The 4144-nt window shown below is 55.9% G+C and carries 6 protein-coding genes; 2 read left to right on the forward strand and 4 right to left on the reverse strand.

Annotated features, from left to right (window positions below; all coding sequences use genetic code 11):
* On the forward strand, window positions 1-550 hold a 550-nt coding region (locus NNN71_RS23910), incomplete at its 5' end, for a carbohydrate porin (protein ID WP_271459518.1).
* 77 nt (window positions 551-627) lie between these two features.
* Here NNN71_RS23910 and NNN71_RS23915 read toward each other — a convergent pair.
* Window positions 628-1272 carry a LysE family translocator gene (locus NNN71_RS23915; protein WP_163446074.1) on the reverse strand — a complete coding sequence of 215 codons (645 nt, stop codon included), beginning with the start codon at window positions 1270-1272 and terminating at the stop codon, window positions 628-630.
* Window positions 1273-1283: 11 nt separating this feature from the next.
* On the reverse strand, window positions 1284-2036 hold the full coding sequence (locus tag NNN71_RS23920; RefSeq protein ID WP_163446092.1) for a DeoR/GlpR family DNA-binding transcription regulator: 753 nt from the start codon (window positions 2034-2036) through the stop codon (window positions 1284-1286).
* Between the two features lie 102 nt (window positions 2037-2138).
* Between NNN71_RS23920 and NNN71_RS23925 the strand changes: the two genes are divergently transcribed.
* A complete protein-coding gene (locus NNN71_RS23925) occupies window positions 2139-2519 on the forward strand; it encodes an NUDIX hydrolase (protein WP_167575078.1) in 381 nt (126 codons plus the stop codon).
* A gap of 21 nt (window positions 2520-2540) precedes the next feature.
* Here NNN71_RS23925 and NNN71_RS23930 read toward each other — a convergent pair whose 3' ends face one another.
* Window positions 2541-2903, reverse strand: coding sequence for a cupin domain-containing protein (locus tag NNN71_RS23930; RefSeq protein WP_271459519.1), 363 nt, complete (start codon window positions 2901-2903; stop codon window positions 2541-2543).
* Between the two features lie 31 nt (window positions 2904-2934).
* Window positions 2935-3792: an AraC family transcriptional regulator gene (locus NNN71_RS23935; RefSeq protein ID WP_271459520.1), complete on the reverse strand. Its 858-nt coding sequence runs from the start codon at window positions 3790-3792 to the stop codon at window positions 2935-2937.
* Window positions 3793-4144: the final 352 nt, after the last annotated feature.

Here is a 4144-nt window from a genome sequence, read left to right on the forward strand (position 1 = left end):
GGATAACAACAAGCAGCTTGATGCCTGGCAGGGCGGCCTGCTGTTAAGCCACACCAACAGCGATGACAGCGGCGTGAACAAGGTTATCCTGCGCTACTCCGATAACTCGGATAACAGCGTGTTCAATAAAACCGACGGTCTGACGGCCATCTACGCCAGCTTCGAGGGTAACTACAAGTTCACCCAGCAGGCGCAGGTGGAATACCTGCTGGCATTCCACGACTACGACAACAGCAAAGACAAAACCGATAACCGTAAAAACTACGGCGCGATTGTGCGTCCGATGTACTTCTGGAACGACGTGCACTCGACGTGGCTGGAAGCGGGTTACCAGCGTGTGGATTACGACCAGGGCGGAGATAACCACGGCTGGAAGCTGACGCTGTCGCAGAACATCGCGATTGGTATGGGCCCGGAATTCCGTCCGATGCTGCGCTTCTACGTGACCGGCGGTCAGGTCGACAACAAGCGCACGGCGAAGGTGAACGGTACCGACGACCAGCAGCTGGATTCACTGAACTTCGGCGGCATGTTTGAGGCGTGGTTCTAAGCGAGCGTGAAAAAATCGCTTTGCCTGGAGCAGCCGGGAAACCGGCTGCTCTGTTTATTGGGTTGCCGCGGGCACGACTAGCGTCGCGTCAGCGCCAGCCGAATTCCCAGGCCAATAAACGCCGTGCCGACCACGCGATCCAACACCTTTTGCAGCGTCTGGTTACGCGAGACCGCGCCGGCGGCGCTACCGGCCAGAATGGCAAACGTGGCGTCGGTCATAAAACCAACCAGCGCATAGGCCATACCGAGGATCAGAAACGAAACGGCATGATGCTCGCCGTTCGGCATCACGAACTGCGGGAAGAAGGAGATAAAGAACAAAATCACCTTCGGATTGGTGAGGGTGGTAATAAACCCTTTTGACAGCAGGCCGCCGGTATTGGCCCTGTTTCGCTCCACCACCGGTTCATCGCCCTGTGCCGATTTCCGGCTAAACGTGCCCAGCACCATTTTCCCACCCAGATACATCAGGTATACCGCGCCGACGTACTTCACCACGGTGAACAGCAGCGGCGAGGCGGTAATCAACGCCGTTAAACCCACGGCGCTGGCAACCGCATGGGTGCAGCTACCGAGCGCGACGCCTGCGGCGGAAATCAGCCCAGCGCGGCGACCGTTTGCCACGCTCTGGCCGACGACATAGGCCATATCGGGCCCCGGCGTGATGGAGAGCAGGAACACGGAGAGAATGAACAGCCCAAAATGGGTGATATCCAGCATGATGACCTCGATTAGTGGATAAGGGTAACGCCGCTGCGCGCAAGCGCATCGGTGAGCGGTTGATCCAGTATACCGTCGACGATCAGCGTGCTGGCGAGGCTGAGCTCGCCGATGGCGAAAGCGGAGGCGGCGTTAATTTTCTCATGAGAGGCCATGACCACGGTTTCCGAGGCTCGTTCGCTCAGCAGACGTTTTACTCCTGCCTCTTCAAAATTTCCGGTCGTAAACCCGGCGCTGTGATGCACTCCAGTGACGCCCATAAAGTACAGATCGGCGTTGATTCGGCTGGCGGCTTCGGTCATCGCCGTCCCGGTCGTGACCACCGAGTGCTTGAACAGCGTGCCGCCGAGCAGGATGACTTCAATTAACGGATAGTCGACCAGACCGACGGCGATGTTTGGGCTGTGGGTCACCACGGTGAACGGCATATCGACTGGCAGCAGCTTGATCATCTCAGAGGTGGTTGTCCCCCCGTCAACGATCACCACCTGGCCCGGGCAGATTAATGCCGCTGCTTTTTGCGCGATCGTTTTCTTTGCGTCAATTTGCACGCTTTTTCTTGCTTCGAACGGGGCGATAGCGGCTGAAACCGGCAGCGCGCCGCCGTGGACGCGCTGGAGCAATCCCGCCGCCGCAAGTTCGCGTAAATCCCGGCGAATTGAGTCTTCCGAGACGTTGAAGTGCTGGCTTAACTCGGTAGAGTGCACCTGTTTATCCCGAGCCAGAATCTCAAGGATGTGCTGTTTTCGCTGGCTGGCTAGCATCATTTTCTCTATGCGTGTTTGGTCTTGAATGTGCACGATTATGCATGATAGGTTGTGCGCTGTCACCTGTTACCCAAAACAACAACCTATGTGGAGCATAAGATGCAAAGTATGATCATATTGATTGCAGGTCCAGTGCGAAGTGGCACCAACGGCGATGAACGGTTGATGCATGAAAACCTGGCCCGCATGGAGCAGACGGCGCTGGCGGTGTATCAGCGAGGGCATATCCCGGTGATTGGCGAGTGGCTGGCATTTCCGCTCTCGGCGGCGGCGGGGTCGCAGAAAATTGGCGATGCCATCAGCGAAGCGTTTCTTTACCCTGTGGCTCATCGACTGTTGACGCGTTGTGATGCGGTGCTGCGCATTGAAGGCGCGTCTAACGGTGCGGATAATGATGTCAGGGTCGCGAATGAGCTTGGGCTGGCAGTGTATTACTCACTGGATGAGGTCCCCGTGAAGACGAAGCAGGCGGAGGCGTAACTCCGCCTGACGTCAAAAAGATTAGATCCAGACGTCGTTGACGGCGGTGCGCGCGCCGCCCTCATGGCCGGTATTGAGTACGCCGCGCGGCTCAATAAGCAGCAGATGCGCTTCGTGTACGGCTGCCGTTTTGTGCTCAATACCCCGTGGAACAACGAACATTTCGCCCGCCTGAACTTCAACAATACGATCGCGGAACGCTATTTCCAGCGTGCCCGCGAGGACGACGATCGTTTCGTCGGTTTCCGGGTGCGCATGCCAGATAAAATCGCCCTGGATTTTTACTACCTTGAATTGATAGTCGTTCATTTCAGCGACCACTTTGGGTTGCCAGTGCTCGTTGAACTGAGCAAGTTTTGACACAAAATTAACGGGCTTCTGCATGAGTGATTCTCCTGTAACAAGAGAACCCAGCTTATAAAGCGGCAGGTGGCACGTATTGTACGTTTGTGCAGGCAGGGGACGAGAGGCCGTGGAGCTTTAGCCAGCGCCCCGGAGACAGCCCGATACACGCATTGAAGTGGCGAATCATATGACTTTGATCGGTAAAACCGGCCTGGATCGCGCTATCCGCCATGCTGAATCCGGCCAGGAGCAACTGCTTGCAGTAGCTGATGCGCCGCAGGATAACGTAGCGATGAGGGCTGGTACCGTACAGGGCGCGGAAGTCACGGCTCAGCGCCCAACGCTCGCGACCGCTGGCGGCGGTGAGTTCTTCAGAAGAGATGCTGCGGTAAAAGAATTCGTGGATATAGTCTCTGGCTCGTTCGGCGGCCGGATAATCGAAGGCGCGACGATGAAAGCGCAGCCCACCCACCTCTGACAGCGCGTGCGCAAGACCGTAGAGCGCTTCATCTTCTTCCAACGGCTGTAGCGGAGCATCAACGGCGCAGAGTAAAGGCGTAGCGGCGGCCAGCAGTCGCGGATCGGCGGATATCCCCCCTTTGATATAGGGTAATGACTGGCCGCCCAGGATGGACTGAATCAGCGACGGCTCAACATAGAGCATGCGATAGCGGAAACCCTCTTCGGTTCCCGCTTCGCCGTCGTGAAGCTCATCAGGATGCAGCACGAGGGTTGAGCCGGGAAGGCCGTGTCGCATGCTGCCGCGATAACGGAAGCTCTGCACGCCAGACAGCGTGCGGCCAATGGCATAGGTATCGTGTCGATGCGGCTGATAGCCATGCCCCCTGAAGTAAGCTTCAATAATCTCAATGCGCGATGGCGCGGTGGCCCGGCGAAGCCAGTCCTGGGTTGCGATGTTGTTATTCATGCAGGAGTCCGCAGTTGGGCTGGCTGACGGAAGTGCTCTCGTGTTACCTGCCTCTCTTGTTTATCGACAGAATATCACCGTCCAGCGGCTAACGTAGCATTGATGATGGTGCTCCCGTTGTTGCGTGTCACACAGTCCCATTGGTCCGGAATGTATACAAATGATCGGTGAAAATGAATTTCCTGGAGACGGATTTTTGTGCGCAAATTCGCTCGAAAAAAGTTCCGTTAGTCACGCCAATATTGTGAAGAAAATGTATCAAATACGACTTTATGACTAGGTTAATTCTTAGTCTTTATATTGTTGATGGTGTAAATTATTGCCTTAAAATAAGTAACAAGCGTAATTATGT

The organism is Kluyvera sp. Awk 3 (assembly GCF_028069715.1).
GTDB lineage: Bacteria > Pseudomonadota > Gammaproteobacteria > Enterobacterales > Enterobacteriaceae > Kluyvera > Kluyvera georgiana_A.